This window comes from Photobacterium leiognathi, from assembly GCF_030685535.1.
GTDB lineage: Bacteria > Pseudomonadota > Gammaproteobacteria > Enterobacterales > Vibrionaceae > Photobacterium > Photobacterium leiognathi.
The window spans coordinates 475,443-491,804 of sequence record NZ_CP131601.1 but is presented as its reverse complement, the minus strand read 5'-3'; the positions used below and the strand labels follow the sequence as shown (position 1 = coordinate 491,804).

Sequence of the window (16,362 nt, the reverse complement as noted above, 5' to 3'; positions counted from 1 at the left end):
CAAATGGAATGAAAAAATAAAAAAAAATTCAATGCAGAATAAAAAATCGGAATTCAGCTCACAATCGACTTTTGAGGCGATTAACTCATGAAAAAAGCTAACGTGGTGAAAAGTGTAAATAAGTAAACATTTTTAACGTTCGATAACTAGCATCGGTGCAACTGTCTCGCCACACTAACAACCATTGGTGATCTAAGCCCTGTACCCGTAAAACGATCAACCAGCGCGTTAATGGACGTAGATAAACAAGCTTGCCGTGTTGATGACGATAATACACATCACCTTGTGAGGAGATCCTAACAGAACCTTGCAATTGATAAGCATAAGCGGCGCTTTGTAACAATTCATCGAACAGAAATTCACACAGTAATAAGGCGATAGGAAGCCAGAAAAAAGGCGTAATAATAAAAAGGAAAGTAGCCACACTCAGATAACCTAAAAAGAGTGTAGCTATATGTAATTTGGAGGGTGTTAAATAAAAATCAGCGTAGTTTACTGTTGTTGTGAGCAACAATCATATCCACCATATTTGCATACGCTTCATTATCACTGCGACCATGCTGCATCATCCACGTAAACAGATCAGGATCGTCACACGTTAGCAGATTAATAAAGTCTTGCTGCTGCTGCTCTGATAAACCATCAAAGCGCTCTTCAAAAAACGGCATAATAATCACATCAAGCTCTAGCATTCCACGACGACATGCCCATTTAACTCGTGCTTTATCTTCTGCGCTTAACATACTTAACCTCAATAACCATAACTACAGGCTGCTGTAGTTTTAAAACAAAGATAAACAGTTATTTATAGTAGCAGTGCCATACCCCACCGACCATGAGCTTAAACAAGCAATCGTCAAAGATGAGACATATGATCAGTAAATATTACTTTATCGAGAGTAGCCCACATCACCACAATCGTGCGATGGTTAATTATTTTATTCACTTGGTATACCATGTCGTAATAATGACAACATTCTGTGGACAGAGATATGAGTACTTGGTCAACTAACCTCACTTTTGCGCCTCTTGCGCTATCATCGCAAGATCCTCTTCCAGCCTTAGCATTAAGTAAGCTTGATGACTGGGGTATGGTCACTTTAATTGGCCCTGACAGTAAAGCGTATTTACAAGGTCAGTTAACCTGCGACGTTGTATCACTAGAAGCAGGCAAGTCAACACTGGCAGCCCATTGTGATGCTAAAGGTAAAATGCGCACAGTTATGCGCCTTTTTCACATCGAAAATGGCTATGGCTACCTGCAACGTCAAAGCGTAATGGCAACCCAAATTCCTGAGTTGAAAAAGTACGCGGTCTTCTCGAAAACAGACATCACGCCATCTGATAACATCGTGTTAGGTTTAAGTGGTGAACAGGCGCAAGCTGCCATTGATGCATACTTCACCGAAGGTGACGATGTACGCCACAATGACATCGCTACAGCGGTAAAAGTAGATGCTCAACGTTGGTTTATTATCTCATCGCCAGAGCACGCAGAAACCATTGCACAGCACTTTGCTGCTGAAGCGACACTTTCTGATTCAACGCTTTGGGATCTCTACGATATTAACGCAGCCCTACCGCGTGTTGATAGCGCAACAGAGCTTGAATTCATCCCTCAAGCAATGAACCTACAAGCCGTCAATGGTATTAGCTTCAAAAAAGGTTGTTACACAGGCCAAGAGACTGTCGCACGTGCTAAATACCGTGGCATTAATAAACGTGCAATGTACATCGTGACAGGTGAAGCGGCACAATGCCCGCAAGCTGGTGATGCGCTGGAACGTAGCGTCGGTGAAAACTGGCGTAAAGGCGGTAGCGTGATCACAGGCTTCCAATTTACTGACAATCAAGCAATGGCGCTAGTTGTCTTACCAAATGATCTCGACGAAGACACTCAATTTCGCTTTGAAGCACAACCAGAAGCGATTTGGGAAAAACAATCACTGCCTTATACTTTAGATGATGACGCATAATTCTATCGATACTGCGGTTACCCGCTTTTTGGATACGGAAGGGGTTGATTACCGCCTTCTTCCTCATAGCAAACCGGCAAAAACCATTGAAGAAGCAGCACAAGAGCGTGGGGTTGATCCCAAGCAAATGGTGAAGTCTATTTTGCTTAAAGACATGGCTGGCTTTCATGTATTGGCTTGTGTTCCAGGGCCCAATGCAGTTGATCCGAAAAAAGTACGTGAATTATTTGGCTGTCGCCGTATGACCTGTGCCGATGCTTCTGATGTTGAAAAGATCACTGGATTAGTGATCGGCACCGTGGCGCCATTAGGGTTAAAACGCCCATTGCCTGTTATTTTCGATCATCAAATTGAGCAACATACTAAGGTCAATATTAGCAGCGGTGATCGTATGGCTGGGCTAGAGTTAGCTACCGATGATTTAGTGATCTTATGTGATCCTATGTTTGGTGATATCAGCCGAGACTGAGCCATTGAGCTCATATTCTCTTTCAATCATAAAGCCCCTATCGACAGGGGCTTTTGTTTATCTATTTGCAAGCTATCAGCTTAACTTGCTTTCTCGATTTTTTGCTCTTCAATCCAACTGCCGTGACTGTGACGACGATGAAAGTGTGCTGGCAATTGAGCACTGCGTTGTGTCCAAGGTGACTCTTGGAGCGCCTGTACCATATCTTCATACCCAGCTTCTCGACGAAGGCGAATTGAACGACGAGAAAACTCTGCATCACTCAATGGGATATGCCCTTTCAACGGATTAAAGGTAATATGCACGATATCGATCTTCTTACCCACTTTTAGCGAAGTCACATCCGGTACTTGTTCACTATCGACCACTTCTGGTGACTTACCCATAATATGATCAAGATTACGTTTCGCTACTAATGCTTCCATATGCTCGCATGAGCGACTTGCATATTGGATCTCTTTTTCGCGCCACAACACTTCACTCATGGTTTGTGGTAACTTACCTTTGGCATTCCAAAGATCCACCATGAAGATCAATAAATCTTCATCTTCTTCAGCCAAATCTAAAATGCCATTTATTGGCGAGTTCGAGACACAACCGCCATCCCAATAATAATCTTCCCCAATTTTCGTCGCGGGAAAACCCGGAGGTAATGAGCCACTTGCCACAGCATGTGCAGCCTGTAGTGGTTGGCGTTGGCTATCAAAGAACACTAAATTACCATCTGTAACACACGTCGCACCCACTGTTAGACGGGCTTTTTGCTGATTGATCAGTGAAAAATCAGCCAATTCATTAAGGGTTGTAAAGAGTGGACTTGTGTCATAGAAACTGGTCGCGGCTTCACCAGGCAGTGCTAACCAAGGGTTAATCAATCGAGGAGTGAAAAAGTCAGGCTGTCCGATCATTAGTGCTTGTGATGCACTAAACATATTGAACATCGGTGCCATTTCTAACGGTAGATCGACATCCGTTTCTGGTCTTGAAATGCGTTGCCAAAATTCGGTTAGCTTCTCTAAGCGATCTTCTTGTTTATTTCCCGCAAGAATGGCGCTGTTCAATGCACCAATAGAAATACCTGCAAACCAATCTGGTACATATCCAGCTTCTTCTAATGCTTGATATGCCCCAATATGGTATGCACCGAGTGCGCCGCCACCTTGCAGTACAAGACAAACCTTTGGTTTTTTCTTCGTACGTGTTCTAGCCATCATGGTCCCTTTTTCTGATTGAGTCGGTGTATCACTCTACAGATTAAAGTAGCACCAGCTTGATAAAAAAACAGATTATCGATATAAAACAAAGCGGATTCACAAGCTGTTTTTTATCAATTGCAATTGATTTCATATTTAGTCGTTGTAACCAACACTCCTTGTGCTACAGATGCACTGCTTTAAGGCTTTCTCTCATACCATGGGCAGCGTTTTTATTTTAGGTATTCCTCATTATGGCTTCATCATCTTCACATAAGAAAGACATCAACTGGCGCGGCGTGGATCTCAACCTGCTGATTGCCTTTTCTGCCTTAATGGAAACCCAAAGTGTAACAAAAGCTGCCAATAAGCTTGCTATTGGTCAATCGGCAATGAGCCATAATTTATCTCGCTTACGCCAATTGCTAAACGATCCTTTATTTGAGCGCCAGGGGCATCATATGATCCCGACTCAAAAGGCATTAGAGCTCTCTGTTACCGTCGAGAATATCCTAAACCTTGTTACCAACGAGCTATTACAGCCAAGTAGTTTTGAACCTGAATGCTTTAATGGCACCTTTAAGATCGGCTTAACGGATTATGCAGAATTACTGTTTGCACCTACCATTTTCGATGCTATTCATGGCCTTGCACCTAACAGTCATCTCAGCTTTTTTAATGTCGATCGCCATAACTATCAAGCCGTCTTTAATGAGCAACAATTAGATGTCGTGATTGGCTCTATGACCAATATGGGAAAAGAGATCAGCAGCCAATATCTGTATACCGAAGATCATGTTTGCTTATTTGATAGCAAAGCCACAGGGCTTCAAGCACCAATCACATTAGCGCAATATAGCCAGCACCCGCATGCTTTAGTCTCACCGGATGGACAGTTGATCACTCAGGTAGATAACCAACTCAAACATCATGCGCTGGAGCGCCAAGTGGCGGTAGGATCACGTAACTTTCTCACCATCCGTCACTTGTTAAAAGGCAGAGATTTACTCTGTGTGGTATCTCGGCTAATGGCGCAATTAGATTTGTTTCACGATGATTTAACTCAATGCCCAGCACCTGGTCGATATTGCTGATTTTGATATTCGCTTGCTATGGCTGCACCGCAATGCAACTCACCCACGTAATGAATGGTTACGCCAACTAGTGGCAAAGACGGTGATAGGGCAAGCTAAGAAGCTAAAACAAAAGTGAGTGGTAATAAAAAAGCAGAGTATGACAACACTCTGCTTATTGGATTATTTATGTCCGGCGCTTGGCTCTTGAATTTGGTATAGCTTGTGTTCATCACACGGCTCGTCGCAATTACACTCTTTATCTACGCCGACATTGGCTAAACCACCACAGCTACCACTGATAGTACGTTGTTTTAAAAACCAACCGATCGCCATTGCTAGGATCACAATAAAGAAGATCCCTAGTGTTAATAAAAATGTGGTCATAGTTTAAAGCCCCCAATTTTCGCTAAGCCACTCATTGGGGCGAGTGATGACATACCTACTTTAGCAACAGGTGCTTTTTTCTTACTGCCACACCCGCAGCCACACGCGCCTTTTTCACGCTTACAATCACGACCTTGCTCCGCAGACGTTAACGCTTCTTTATCTACCGAGCCTGTAAGAACATCATTCAATGCTGTCCGAGGTGCAACACGGCTAACCTTAAAGCCCGCATTTAATAATCGAGCCAGTGAACGTTGACCAATGTTACCTAATACAATTTCAGATACACCGTATTCAGCCAGCTGACGTTGGATCACTTTCTTATGTTTACATCCGAGCTCACGACTGCCCGCATTCTCAATTTTGATCACAAACTGACCGTGCTGATCATAAACAGCGAAAGCCGCCGCTTTACCAAAGTGTCCTGCAACTTGATCACGTGGCGTTAATGCAATTGCCATTGGCATAACTATTCCTCACTAACTGAAACAAGCAATCACCATTAAATGATTACCCGATATATAACGGAGATAAAATGGAAAATTTACGATCTATGATGGTAGCCATCGAGCTCTAGTGCCCACCCTTGAACTAAAGCTTGTGCCACTTTATTACGTCCAGATGCCACTATATTGCCTAAGGTTTGACGAGAAACCCCAAGCTGTTTTGCCGCTTCTATTTGCTGCATACCAAGCATATCAACTAGGCGTAATGCTTCTAACTCATCACTTTCTAATACCAATGAAGGCAGTTGTTTCATCGGTACTCCATTAGGTTTAAAGCAACTGTACGCAGGTCGACATCCGATCTGGCGTTCAATCTTTGGCCTCGCCATGATTCACCTTTCTCTCTTTCATCTGCGCTTATTATTGGCATATGCCAAAAACAACGCTTTGATCTAGATTCTGATAATCGTGATTTAGTGATCAAAAACGGATTAACGTGAAATTTATAAATCATCAAAATAGAAAGCTAATCAGCTCCATTAGCTAAAAAACATTAATTCAAGAACATGCAGATATAAGAAAGAAACAAGCCGCTAACATCGGTTAAAAACGAACAAAAACCACCTAAACAACATGGTCATTTATTTTATGCGAAAAGAGAAAAAATACTAAAATTAGAATAATCATCTAACTTTTAAGTTCTTTGTTAATTAATAAATTAGATAGTTACATTTAAGAAACAGAAGCTGCTAATTATGTCACAGAAGTGTCATACACAAACTGTTATACTTGCCGCCGTCAATAACCAGGAAGGTTGGAGTTAGCAGTATTATGCGGATGTTCAAACGCTACTTACCAAAATTAATCGCCAAGCATATCAGTCGCTTATTTAGCGGTCGCCTCTACATTGACGGACGCGGTGGATACCATTTTGAAAATGGTTTACTGCTGGTTCCTGTCAAAGCTCAGAAGCGTCATTACGATACTGTGAATGAGGTGAATTTAGAGGTGAAGCGTTTACGCGAGTCCTACGAAGCTTAATCGCCCTTGGTACCGTTAAAGCCCATTATTCGATGGGCTTTTTTGATCGCTTTATTCATCATCTTCCACAATAATTGTCAGATAATCATCAGCCATTAATAAATCGTTAAGCTCATTATCATCATTAACCCTGAGCTGAAATAACCAACCGTCACCATAGGGATCACTATTTACCAACTCTGGTGATGATTCCAATTCCTCATTAACTGCAATCACTACCCCAGATAACGGTGCATAAATATCTGAGGTGGCTTTGACAGATTCCGCCACTGCACACTCTTCCCCAACATCGGTTGCTGAATCAAGTTCAGGAAGATCAACATAGACCATATCGCCTAATAACGATTGAGCATGATCGCTAATACCCACGGTATACACGCCGTTACCTTCCGAGCGAATCCATTCGTGGCTATGGGTATATTGTAATTCAGAGGGGACGTAACTCATTTTCATATCCTTATCAAAACAGCCATCACAATGACTTTCACTATCTGTTAATTCAATACAAACTATTGCTACGGTGTCTTTTTACTTCTGATATTTACTGTAGGTGAAAAAATCCATTTTGTTAGTCGTGAAAAACAAAAAAGTCATCCGAAGATGACTTTTTAACAATAAGTAATGAGCTGCTTACGATGAATGTCGAGCCAACTCTGGCAATTCGCCACTTAACCCTAATGCTTTACGCATAAATTCATCTTTTACCCCTGGCGTTTTATCTGCCACCAGCATGCCGATATCACGCAGCAATTTTTTCGCTGGATTAGAGCCTGAGAACAACTCTTTAAAGCCTTGCATCGCAGTGATCATTTTTGCTGCTTCTGTTTTACGCCAACGCTCGTATTGACGTAAGTTTGCTTGCTTACCAATGTCTTTATCCGCCAGCCATAACGATTTTAGCTCTTGTGCTAACGCCGCAGCATCTAGCAAGCCAAGGTTAACACCCTGTCCAGCTAAGGGGTGAATAGTATGGGCAGCATCGCCCACTAAAGCGACACGTTCACGAACAAAGTCACGAGCATAACGCATCTTTAGTGGGAAAGCTTGGCGATCGCCTTCAACACGGCATAAACCCAACTGGTTATCAAATGCGGTTGTTAAATGTTGATCAAACGCTTCATTAGACATTGCGCATAATTGCTCAGCATCTTCTGGCGGTACTGACCACACAATCGAGCACAAATTAGGCTCAGATAATGGCAAGAAAGCTAACGGGCCTTGTGGGCGGAAAATTTGACGTGCGGTTTGCTCATGAGATTCTTGGCAACGTATATTGGCAACAATCGCACTATGACCATAATCCCAATGAGTTAATGGAATATCTAATTGCTGACGTACCCATGAATTAGCACCATCAGCACCTACCACTAACTTCGCCGTAAGGTGCTTACCTGACGCTAATGTTAGCCATGCTTCTGACTCACCAAAGGCAATATTTTCACAACGCTCAGGTGCTAATAGCTTGACATTACTTTGTTGCTTAACACGATCTAATAGGGCTAATTGAATAACACGGTTTTCAACAATATGGCCGAGATCCGGTTGTGATAAACGTTCAGCATCAAAGTCGATTTTGGCAAAGCTGTCTTGCTCCCACACCGTCATTTTTGAATATGGGCTAATACGACGACTAGCAATGCCTTCCCATACCCCAAGGCGACGGAAAATACGTTCACTAGCACGGCTTAACGCAGATACACGTACATCAGGCAGTGGTTGTAATTCAGGATCAGGTAAATGACCTTCAATCACAGCAATACGTAATTCTGTATCAGCTAATGCTGCAGCTAACGTTAACCCCACCATGCCACCGCCAATAATGGCGATATCAACACTTTGCATCATAACTATCGTTCTACCTGTCCCATAGCACGACGCAATAGCGGTGCTTTTAATGTTTTTGAAAGACTCATGGCTGTTAAACCGACATTGCGCCCTGCAGTAAACAAGAAATTATCATTCGCAAAGATACTTACTAACCCTGCTGTCATCATGATCGTATTTTGACGATCAGGGGTGCGACGTTCACGATAGCGACCCAATACTTCAGGCAAACCAATATCTTTACCTTGCAAAGCGCCTGCAACAATTTCTTCCGCTAACGTCATCACATCACGAATACCTAGGTTAAAACCTTGTCCTGCAATCGGATGTAACGTTTGGGCTGCATTACCAACTACTGCCACACGATGTGACACTAATGCATTTGACTGGCGTAATAACAACGGATAACACGCTCGTTGACCAGCTTGTGTTAACTCACCTAAACGCCAACCAAACGCTTGCTGTAATTTCGCAAGAAACTCGTTATCAGACAGCGCCATGATCGCTTGTTGTTGCTCTGGCGGTACACACCAAACCAGTGAACTACGCCCTTGTGACATAGGTAATAAAGCCACAGGACCATGCTCTGTGAAACGCTCAAAAGCTTGGTTTTGATGAGGCTCAGCAGTCGTGATATTGGCAATGATGGCCGTTTGCTCAAAATCATATTCAGAGCGACCAATATTGACCAATTGACAGCAGTGAGAAATAGCACCATCAGCGGCGACCAATAACGAGGTAGAAAGTGATTCACCATTATCAAGCGTGATCGTTGCTTTTTCTTGGCTACGCTCAACTTGCTGAACACTAGCAGGACAATACATCTCTATATTATCGATTTGCTGGATCTTTTTATGGAAGATCTCTCCCGCATCAGCCAGCTCAATCACATAGCCTAAAGCATCGACAGCTTGCTCTTGTGCTGAAATACGCACCATGCCAGCGTGTCCACGATCAGAAACATGAATATCTTCAATCGACGTCGATACTTGTTTCAATGCTGACCACATACCAATGTTATCAAGCAAACGCGTTGTACCATAAGACAGAGCAATACTTCTCGAATCGTAACCAGGATGGGTGCCAAATTCAGGCATCACCGCTTCTACGACCGCAATACGCAATGCCTGACCGCTTAACACATCTAACGCAATAGCAAGGCTCGCTCCTGCCATTGCACCACTAGCAATAACAACATCATAGTGCTTCACTTTTGATCCCTTCACTCAACAACGCTTAGTGTAGCGTTAGCTTCTCTTCTGGCTCTTCAACAGCAGGACGCTGACCTAATTCCGAGTGGCAGCTCAATACACACATACGAACGTGTTCTACTACTTGTTCAAAAAGTGCTGCTTGCTCTTCCATATCGTCATCTTCATCAATACCTAATTGCGCAATATCTTGAAGATCCGCCAGTGCTTCTGTTACCGCTTCTGATAATTGGTTCTTTTGCAGATCCATTAAGCCAAGACCTGAAATAAAACTGTTTACCCACTCAGTTAATGCATCTGCACGTACCGTTAGCGGCTCATCGTCATCAGGCATTAATAGTGAAAACTCAAAACCACCGCTAAATAGTTCATTAGCAGTCGTTGAAAATAGAGTACGAACCATGACTTTTGCGCCATCCGTTAATGGCTCGCCTTCATTGGCATAGTCACAAACAGGACCTACCCAGCTATCATCATCAACCGATAAACCACCGCAAATCATGCCACTTAATAAACCATGTAATTCAGCAGGTGCACTTGCCAGTCCCTGTTCTTTTAATGCTGATTCCACCGCTTGGTAAGTTGGTAGGGTTATTTCACTCATGGTTTATTTACCTATATATTCATTCAAACAATAAACATGGATGCTATTGTTACTTTCACATTGTGATTTCCACTGCTATAGATATGAAAAATCAAGTGAACATCAATAATTACATTTTTACTCAAATTCTTAAGCAGAAATAACAATGGGTCAGTAACCGCCTGTGTTATGCTAACACTTAAGCTCTGTTCGGCAAATGATAACACCGAGCATAACGTTCAATAGTTAACCAACAACCAATTTGGTGTGATTAATATCTGTTTACTTAGAGCCTATTGAACACAAAGTGAAGTATAGCCGCTTGCATGTTGTAACCTGTTTTCCTATGATTTGGCGATAAGCAAAGGCGGAATGAATACCCATTAAGGCATGGAGCAAACCGAAGATTTATGAGTACTCAGGCTGTAGAAATTCAAGTGTTTGGCAGACATTTAAAAGTTAACTGCCCAACTGGTCAAGAAGATGCGCTTCGTGCTGCCGCAGCTGATTTCGACCAACGCTTGAAAGATATGTCAGAGCGCACTAAAGTATCCAATGTAGAGCAACTGTTAATATTTACAGGGCTAAACATCTGCAACGAGTTACATGCAGAGCGACTAGAACATAACGGAAACGCTGGAGATTTGTCCAATAAGATCAATGCACTAGAAGAAAAACTAGATAAAGCATTGCAAAATTATCCAAAGCGTTGATAATGAATTTACCCTGGGGTGTGCGTCAGTGAATGAACGTCCCCGAGCCGATAAGCAAATACCCAGGATCTGCTTTTATTAGCTACTGAGCATGCTCAGCCCGACTGAGAAGCCTACGGTTAATGTTGCCGATCCACCTTGAACGTCTGGTTCAAGGGCCACCATTTACAACGGCACCTTGGGGCACCTCCTCCTTATATCTCTTTCATTCTGAATATCATCCTCTTACAATCAAGCTAAATCCCTATACTCAAGGATTGAGCCATGACTGTAGCATTATCACCACGACAAGCGATTCGCCAACACATCCGTGAACGTCGGCAACAACTCACCGCAGAACAACAGCAACAAGCCAGCCAGCAATTGCTACAACAAGTGCAGCAATGCAGTAAAATCCTCCAAGCACAACATATCGCGTTATACCTAACCAATGATGGTGAAATTAGCACTCAGCCAATCATCAATTGGTTATGGCAAATGGGTAAATCTGTTTACCTACCTGTTTTACATCCTTTCAGTAAAGGTCACTTACTGTTTCTTCACTACACACCCAATACCCGAATGGGCAAAAATCGCTATCAAATATCAGAACCCATTCTTGATGTTCGCGCTGTGAAACCAGTTCGAGAGCTAGATGTTATTTGTACGCCATTAGTCGCCTTTGATCGCACTGGTCAACGATTAGGTATGGGCGGTGGTTATTACGATCGTACCCTTAGCCAATGGCACCATCATCAGCAAGGTCCTTACCCTCTTGGTTTAGCCCATGATTGTCAGTTGATCGAGCAACTACCCAGTGAGCATTGGGACGTGCCACTACCCCAAATTATTACCCCATCAAAAACTCATTATTGGTGATCTAACCTGAAATAACCCAAAAGACGAGCAATTAAGCAAACGTTTACTTAAGTTTAAGAAAAAGCAAACAACATAACTAATTGTTATTAATAACCTTCTGTTTTTATTTCTTATTTTGCATTAGGTTTACTCATGTTCGCACTGACGAACTATTTCCAATTCGTTATAATTAGCGCCAACGCTTAATGGGCGTAGTAGTCATAATGAGGAGAATGACATGACACAAGATGAAATGAAAAAAGCAGCTGGTTGGGCAGCGCTAGAGTACGTCAAAAAAGGAACCATTGTTGGTGTGGGTACTGGCTCTACGGTTAATCACTTCATCGATGCATTAGAGACTCGTAAAGAAGAGATCAAAGGAGCGGTTTCAAGCTCTATCGCTTCTACTGAGCGCCTTGAGCAACTTGGCATTAAAGTCTTTGATGCTAACGAAGTGTCTTCTCTTGATATCTATGTTGATGGTGCTGATGAAATCAACGCAGATTACGACATGATCAAAGGTGGCGGTGCAGCATTAACTCGTGAAAAGATTGTCGCTGCTATTGCAAAAACGTTCGTTTGTATTGTTGATGATACCAAGCAAGTCGATGTTCTTGGTCAGTTCCCACTACCTGTGGAAGTGATCCCTATGGCACGTTCATACATTGGTCGTGAGCTAGTTAAATTAGGCGGTGATCCGGTTTACCGTCAAGGTGTCGTCACCGATAACGGTAATATCATTCTTGATGTTTACAACATGCAAATCACTAACCCGAAAGAGATGGAAGATAAGATCAACGCACTACCAGGTGTAGTTACCGTTGGCCTATTTGCTCACCGTGGTGCAGATGTACTGCTTGTTGGTGCACCTGATGGCGTGAAAAAATTCGAGAAATAATGTAAGTCGGTAGCGACTTAATGGGATGATAAAACGCTATTAATCTCGTTATAAATGTTATTTCCTTTCAAAACGGCATGGCTTAGTGGTTCTTATTCTAGCTTATGCCGTTTTTTATTATCTTTTTTGTAATATTCTTACCCATACTGGCTATTTTTTGATACTTTATTAATCAGCTATTAGCAAACGTTTAACCATATCGCTACGGTTACTGTAATAAAGATATCTCACTCCCTGACATTTCTTTCATTTACATTCAGTTAGCAGCGTTTTTAAGGATGAGAACCATGGTAAAAGTTTCACTGAATAAAGATAAGATCAAAATTCTATTGTTAGAAGGTCTTCACCCTTCATCAGTAGAAGTACTAGAACAAGCAGGTTACACCAATATTGAATACCACAAGGGCTCACTCGCTGGCGAAGAGTTACTTGAAGCCGTGAAAGACGCACACTTTATTGGTATTCGTTCACGCACTCAATTAACACCAGAAGTATTTGCAGCTGCGAAAAAACTGACTGCGGTAGGTTGTTTCTGTATTGGTACCAACCAAGTTGATCTAGAAGAAGCCATGCGTCGCGGTATCCCCGTTTTCAACGCACCATTTTCAAATACGCGTAGTGTGGCTGAATTAGTTCTTGGTGAACTACTGTTACTGCTTCGTGGCATTCCAGAAAAGAACGCCAAAGCGCACCGTGGTGAATGGTTTAAATCAGCAGATAACTCGTTTGAAGCTCGCGGTAAAACACTGGGTATTATTGGCTATGGTCACATTGGTACTCAGCTAGGTATTTTGGCTGAAAACCTAGGTATGCGCGTTTGTTTCTACGATATCGAAAATAAACTCACACTGGGTAATGCAACTCAAGTCGCATCGTTAAGTGAGCTATTAAATAAATCGGATGTTATTTCACTTCACGTACCAGAAACACCAGATACGCAAAACATGATGGGCGCAGAAGAATTTGCTCGTATGAAGCCTGGTGCTATTTTCATTAACGCAGCTCGTGGCACAGTGGTAGATATTGATGCGCTATGTAGTGCCCTTGAAAGCAAGCACATTGCAGGTGCTGCAATTGATGTATTCCCTGTAGAACCAAAGACCAATAACGACCCATTCGAGTCACCATTACTGCGTTTCGACAATGTATTGCTCACACCACACATCGGCGGTTCAACTCAAGAAGCCCAAGAAAATATCGGTGTTGAAGTTGCTGGTAAACTGGTGAAATACTCAGATAACGGTTCAACCTTATCAGCAGTGGGTTTCCCTGAAGTATCTCTACCTGAGCACCGTGGTTGTTCTCGTCTACTGCATATTCATGAAAACCGCCCAGGGATCTTAAACCAAATCACCACTATCTTTGCATCTGAAGGCATTAACATTGCCGCTCAGTTCCTACAAACAGGTGCTGAAATTGGTTATGTAGTGATTGATGTCGAGACAGAGCGTTCGAAAGAAGCATTAGCGAAACTGAAATCTATCGAAGGCACCATTCGTGCGCGTATTCTTCACTAATTACAGCGTGAATAAATAGTAAAAAGGAGAGCATCAGCTCTCCTTTTTTATGCCACCAACTAAAAGCAATTGCGATTACTTAGCTAGCTTGAAAATCACGTTCACACTATCAGAGATAACAATGTTGTTCTCACTGTAGCTTTGGTTAATCGCAGCAGAGTCTTGCATCGCACTGCCAACATAATTAGCCATTCGATACGGCATTGGACGAGAAGCCGTGTTGTAATCAATCTGCCATACACCTTCAACTTTATCACCAAAGCCTTTCGCTAAAGATGCAGCCACTTCTTTGGCATTGGCAATCGCAGCTTGACGTGCTTCTTCTTGATATTTCTTCTGATCTTTTACTTTCAACGTAATGTTGTTGATCTGATTAATACCATCACCTAATGCACCATCAAGGTAAGTATTAAGATTCTCTAATTTATATACCGTTACAACCACATTACGGGTTGCTTTAAAGCCAGTAAATTCTGGCGCTTGATCTTTAGGATAACGATACTGTGCAGATAGAGAAATGTTCGCACTGTTAATATTCTTACGCTCAACACCCGCTTTGGTTAAACGCTCAATAAACTTAGTCACCGCCTGATCTGCTGCTTGTTTTGCTTCTGAGGCTGTTGGCTTGGTTGCGACAACATCAACAGAGAATACTGCCATATCAGGCTTCACTACTACTTCACCGCGCCCTGTTGTTTCTAAATGAGGAAATGATAGATCAGCGGCAACAGCGCCTGTCGAGATTAATGCACTGGTACTTAATAAAATAGCTAATAGGTGCTTCTTCATTGGAAATCCTCTCTGACAACAATATTCATCTATTTATCTTAGCGCTAAGACAAATCACTTATGATTCTTTGACAGTGAAATATTAAAAACTATCCCTCTAAAGACAATTAATTTTGAACAATGTTCCTTTGCTATTTTTTCACATATTCACTTACGTTAAATATAAAAAAATGGAGCCCTGAGGCTCCATTTTCATAAACAGGTTATGCTCTAAAATTAAGCATCAACTTTGTTTAGGTGAACATCCATTTGTGGGAATGGGATTTCGATACCTTCTTTATCAAGCTCTTCTTTAATTGCTTGGTTAAGATCGAAGTATACAGCCCAGTAATCAGGCGTGTTAACCCATGGACGTACCACGAAGTTCACAGAAGAATCAGCTAGCGCAACAACACCAATTGTTGGCTCTGGATCTTTAAGAACACGCTCATCAGCATTTACAACACGCTTAAGTACTTCTTTTGTTTTTTGAAGATCAGCGCTGTAAGAAACACCAATAACAAGGTCAATACGACGTGTCGCATTACGAGAGTAGTTTGTAATTGGGTTACCAATGATAGATGAGTTTGGTACTACTACTGTTTTGTTGTCAGGAGTACGTAGTTCAGTAGAGAAAATCTGGATAGATTCTACAGCACCAGATACGCCCGCCACTTCTACGAAATCGCCAGATTTGAATGGACGGAAAGCAACGATCAATACGCCAGCAGCAAAGTTAGATAGAGAACCTTGAAGAGCAAGACCAACAGCAAGACCCGCGGCACCGATCACAGCAACTACAGATGCAGTTTGTACACCGATACGGCTTAGTGCAGCAATTAATACGATAACAAATAGTAGGTAACGAACTAGGCCGTGAATAAATTCAACAACCGCGTTATCCATATCTTTCTTACGTAATACTTTAGCCACTGCGCCAGCAACAGCTTTAACGATCATATTACCGATAAATAAGATTAGCAGTGCTGATACAAGATTCACTGCGTATTGGATCAGTAGGTCTTGATTATCACTTAACCAGTTACCAGCGTGAAGTACGCTGTCAGTTAACGAGTTATCTGAAATTTTGTCGACAACCTTGTCAGTAACGCTCTCAGTCATTGAAGTGCTCTCTCTTATGATTTACTTAAAATATACATTCATAGAGCAAGTCGTAGGTCTGTGCACTACGACTTACACCATTGAATCAACTTCCTATAAAACACGTAAAACGGCTGTCTTACGCGTATCAGAATTCTGAATGCTAATTATTCCTGCTTTTGGTATTAAATAGCTACTAAAAAAAGAGGATATTTACATAAATTAACTTAAATATCACTAAAGAACCATTTAAGTACAAGCAATTACAAAATACAAAAAAAAAGCCCGCCGAGGCGGACTTTTTCACATTTTTGCTTTGCTAAGC

General features: G+C 42.1%; 19 protein-coding genes, 1 other RNA gene and 1 pseudogene. 9 read left to right on the top strand and 12 right to left on the bottom strand.

The window, feature by feature from the left end:
• Positions 1-97 precede the first annotated feature (97 nt).
• A complete protein-coding gene (locus Q7674_RS09295) occupies positions 98-424 on the bottom strand; it encodes a protein YgfX (protein WP_045064350.1) in 327 nt (108 codons plus the stop codon).
• A gap of 58 nt (positions 425-482) precedes the next feature.
• Positions 483-743, bottom strand: a complete 261-nt coding sequence (locus Q7674_RS09290; RefSeq protein ID WP_008987994.1) for an FAD assembly factor SdhE — start codon at positions 741-743, stop codon at positions 483-485.
• Between the two features lie 249 nt (positions 744-992).
• Between Q7674_RS09290 and ygfZ the strand changes: the two genes are divergently transcribed.
• Together ygfZ and Q7674_RS09280 are read left to right on the top strand one after the other, a co-directional pair.
• Complete coding sequence (ygfZ, locus tag Q7674_RS09285) at positions 993-1,976, top strand: tRNA-modifying protein YgfZ (RefSeq protein ID WP_045064349.1); 984 nt, start codon at positions 993-995, stop codon at positions 1,974-1,976.
• A complete protein-coding gene (locus Q7674_RS09280) occupies positions 1,966-2,445 on the top strand; it encodes an aminoacyl-tRNA deacylase (RefSeq protein WP_023933536.1) in 480 nt (159 codons plus the stop codon). The genes ygfZ and Q7674_RS09280 overlap by 11 nt, the downstream gene beginning before the upstream one ends.
• Before the next feature lie 80 nt (positions 2,446-2,525).
• Here the strand turns inward: Q7674_RS09280 and Q7674_RS09275 are convergent, their stop codons facing one another.
• Positions 2,526-3,656, bottom strand: coding sequence for a patatin-like phospholipase family protein (locus Q7674_RS09275; RefSeq protein ID WP_045064347.1), 1,131 nt, complete (start codon positions 3,654-3,656; stop codon positions 2,526-2,528).
• 236 nt (positions 3,657-3,892) lie between these two features.
• Here Q7674_RS09275 and Q7674_RS09270 point away from each other — a divergent pair.
• A pseudogene (locus Q7674_RS09270) lies at positions 3,893-4,850 on the top strand (LysR family transcriptional regulator).
• Positions 4,851-4,894: 44 nt separating this feature from the next.
• Here the strand turns inward: Q7674_RS09270 and nqrM are convergent.
• The 3 genes from nqrM to Q7674_RS09255 all read right to left on the bottom strand — a co-directional run bounded on the left by nqrM (position 4,895) and on the right by Q7674_RS09255 (position 5,933).
• Positions 4,895-5,098 (bottom strand): (Na+)-NQR maturation NqrM, encoded by a 204-nt coding sequence (gene nqrM, locus Q7674_RS09265; protein WP_008987989.1) that lies wholly within the window; start codon positions 5,096-5,098, stop codon positions 4,895-4,897.
• Entirely contained in the window at positions 5,095-5,565 is a 471-nt protein-coding gene (locus Q7674_RS09260) for a NifB/NifX family molybdenum-iron cluster-binding protein (RefSeq protein WP_045064344.1), read from the bottom strand. The genes nqrM and Q7674_RS09260 overlap by 4 nt, the downstream gene beginning before the upstream one ends.
• Before the next feature lie 77 nt (positions 5,566-5,642).
• Positions 5,643-5,933, bottom strand: coding sequence for a DUF134 domain-containing protein (locus Q7674_RS09255; protein WP_045069258.1), 291 nt, complete (start codon positions 5,931-5,933; stop codon positions 5,643-5,645).
• 442 nt (positions 5,934-6,375) lie between these two features.
• On the opposite strand from Q7674_RS09255, the gene Q7674_RS09250 reads away from it, so the two are divergent.
• Entirely contained in the window at positions 6,376-6,585 is a 210-nt protein-coding gene (locus Q7674_RS09250; RefSeq protein WP_023933543.1) for a DUF1107 domain-containing protein, read from the top strand.
• A 51-nt stretch (positions 6,586-6,636) separates the two neighbouring features.
• On the opposite strand, the gene gcvH is transcribed toward Q7674_RS09250, so the two are convergent.
• From gcvH to Q7674_RS09230, 4 genes are all read right to left on the bottom strand, one after another.
• Positions 6,637-7,032, bottom strand: coding sequence for a glycine cleavage system protein GcvH (gene gcvH, locus Q7674_RS09245; protein ID WP_045064340.1), 396 nt, complete (start codon positions 7,030-7,032; stop codon positions 6,637-6,639).
• A 183-nt stretch (positions 7,033-7,215) separates the two neighbouring features.
• Positions 7,216-8,430 carry an FAD-dependent 2-octaprenylphenol hydroxylase gene (locus Q7674_RS09240; RefSeq protein ID WP_045064339.1) on the bottom strand — a complete coding sequence of 405 codons (1,215 nt, stop codon included), beginning with the start codon at positions 8,428-8,430 and terminating at the stop codon, positions 7,216-7,218.
• A 2-nt stretch (positions 8,431-8,432) separates the two neighbouring features.
• Positions 8,433-9,620, bottom strand: a complete 1,188-nt coding sequence (gene ubiH / locus Q7674_RS09235; protein WP_305423606.1) for a 2-octaprenyl-6-methoxyphenyl hydroxylase — start codon at positions 9,618-9,620, stop codon at positions 8,433-8,435.
• A gap of 25 nt (positions 9,621-9,645) precedes the next feature.
• Positions 9,646-10,224: a YecA/YgfB family protein gene (locus Q7674_RS09230; RefSeq protein ID WP_045064337.1), complete on the bottom strand. Its 579-nt coding sequence runs from the start codon at positions 10,222-10,224 to the stop codon at positions 9,646-9,648.
• Positions 10,225-10,613: 389 nt separating this feature from the next.
• Here Q7674_RS09230 and zapA point away from each other — a divergent pair, with 389 nt between their 5' ends.
• The 5 genes from zapA (at position 10,614) to serA (ending at position 14,168) form a co-directional block, all read left to right on the top strand.
• Positions 10,614-10,916, top strand: coding sequence for a cell division protein ZapA (zapA, locus tag Q7674_RS09225; protein ID WP_008987981.1), 303 nt, complete (start codon positions 10,614-10,616; stop codon positions 10,914-10,916).
• 7 nt (positions 10,917-10,923) lie between these two features.
• Positions 10,924-11,105: non-coding RNA, 6S RNA (gene ssrS, locus Q7674_RS09220), on the top strand.
• 75 nt (positions 11,106-11,180) lie between these two features.
• Positions 11,181-11,774: a 5-formyltetrahydrofolate cyclo-ligase gene (locus tag Q7674_RS09215; protein ID WP_045064336.1), complete on the top strand. Its 594-nt coding sequence runs from the start codon at positions 11,181-11,183 to the stop codon at positions 11,772-11,774.
• Between the two features lie 217 nt (positions 11,775-11,991).
• Complete coding sequence (gene rpiA / locus Q7674_RS09210; protein WP_023933552.1) at positions 11,992-12,651, top strand: ribose-5-phosphate isomerase RpiA; 660 nt, start codon at positions 11,992-11,994, stop codon at positions 12,649-12,651.
• Between the two features lie 287 nt (positions 12,652-12,938).
• Entirely contained in the window at positions 12,939-14,168 is a 1,230-nt protein-coding gene (serA, locus tag Q7674_RS09205; protein WP_305423601.1) for a phosphoglycerate dehydrogenase, read from the top strand.
• A 75-nt stretch (positions 14,169-14,243) separates the two neighbouring features.
• Here serA and Q7674_RS09200 read toward each other — a convergent pair whose 3' ends face one another.
• Complete coding sequence (locus Q7674_RS09200; protein ID WP_008987977.1) at positions 14,244-14,957, bottom strand: oxidative stress defense protein; 714 nt, start codon at positions 14,955-14,957, stop codon at positions 14,244-14,246.
• 216 nt (positions 14,958-15,173) lie between these two features.
• On the bottom strand, positions 15,174-16,058 hold the full coding sequence (mscS, locus tag Q7674_RS09195; protein WP_008987976.1) for a small-conductance mechanosensitive channel MscS: 885 nt from the start codon (positions 16,056-16,058) through the stop codon (positions 15,174-15,176).
• Positions 16,059-16,362 lie beyond the last annotated feature (304 nt).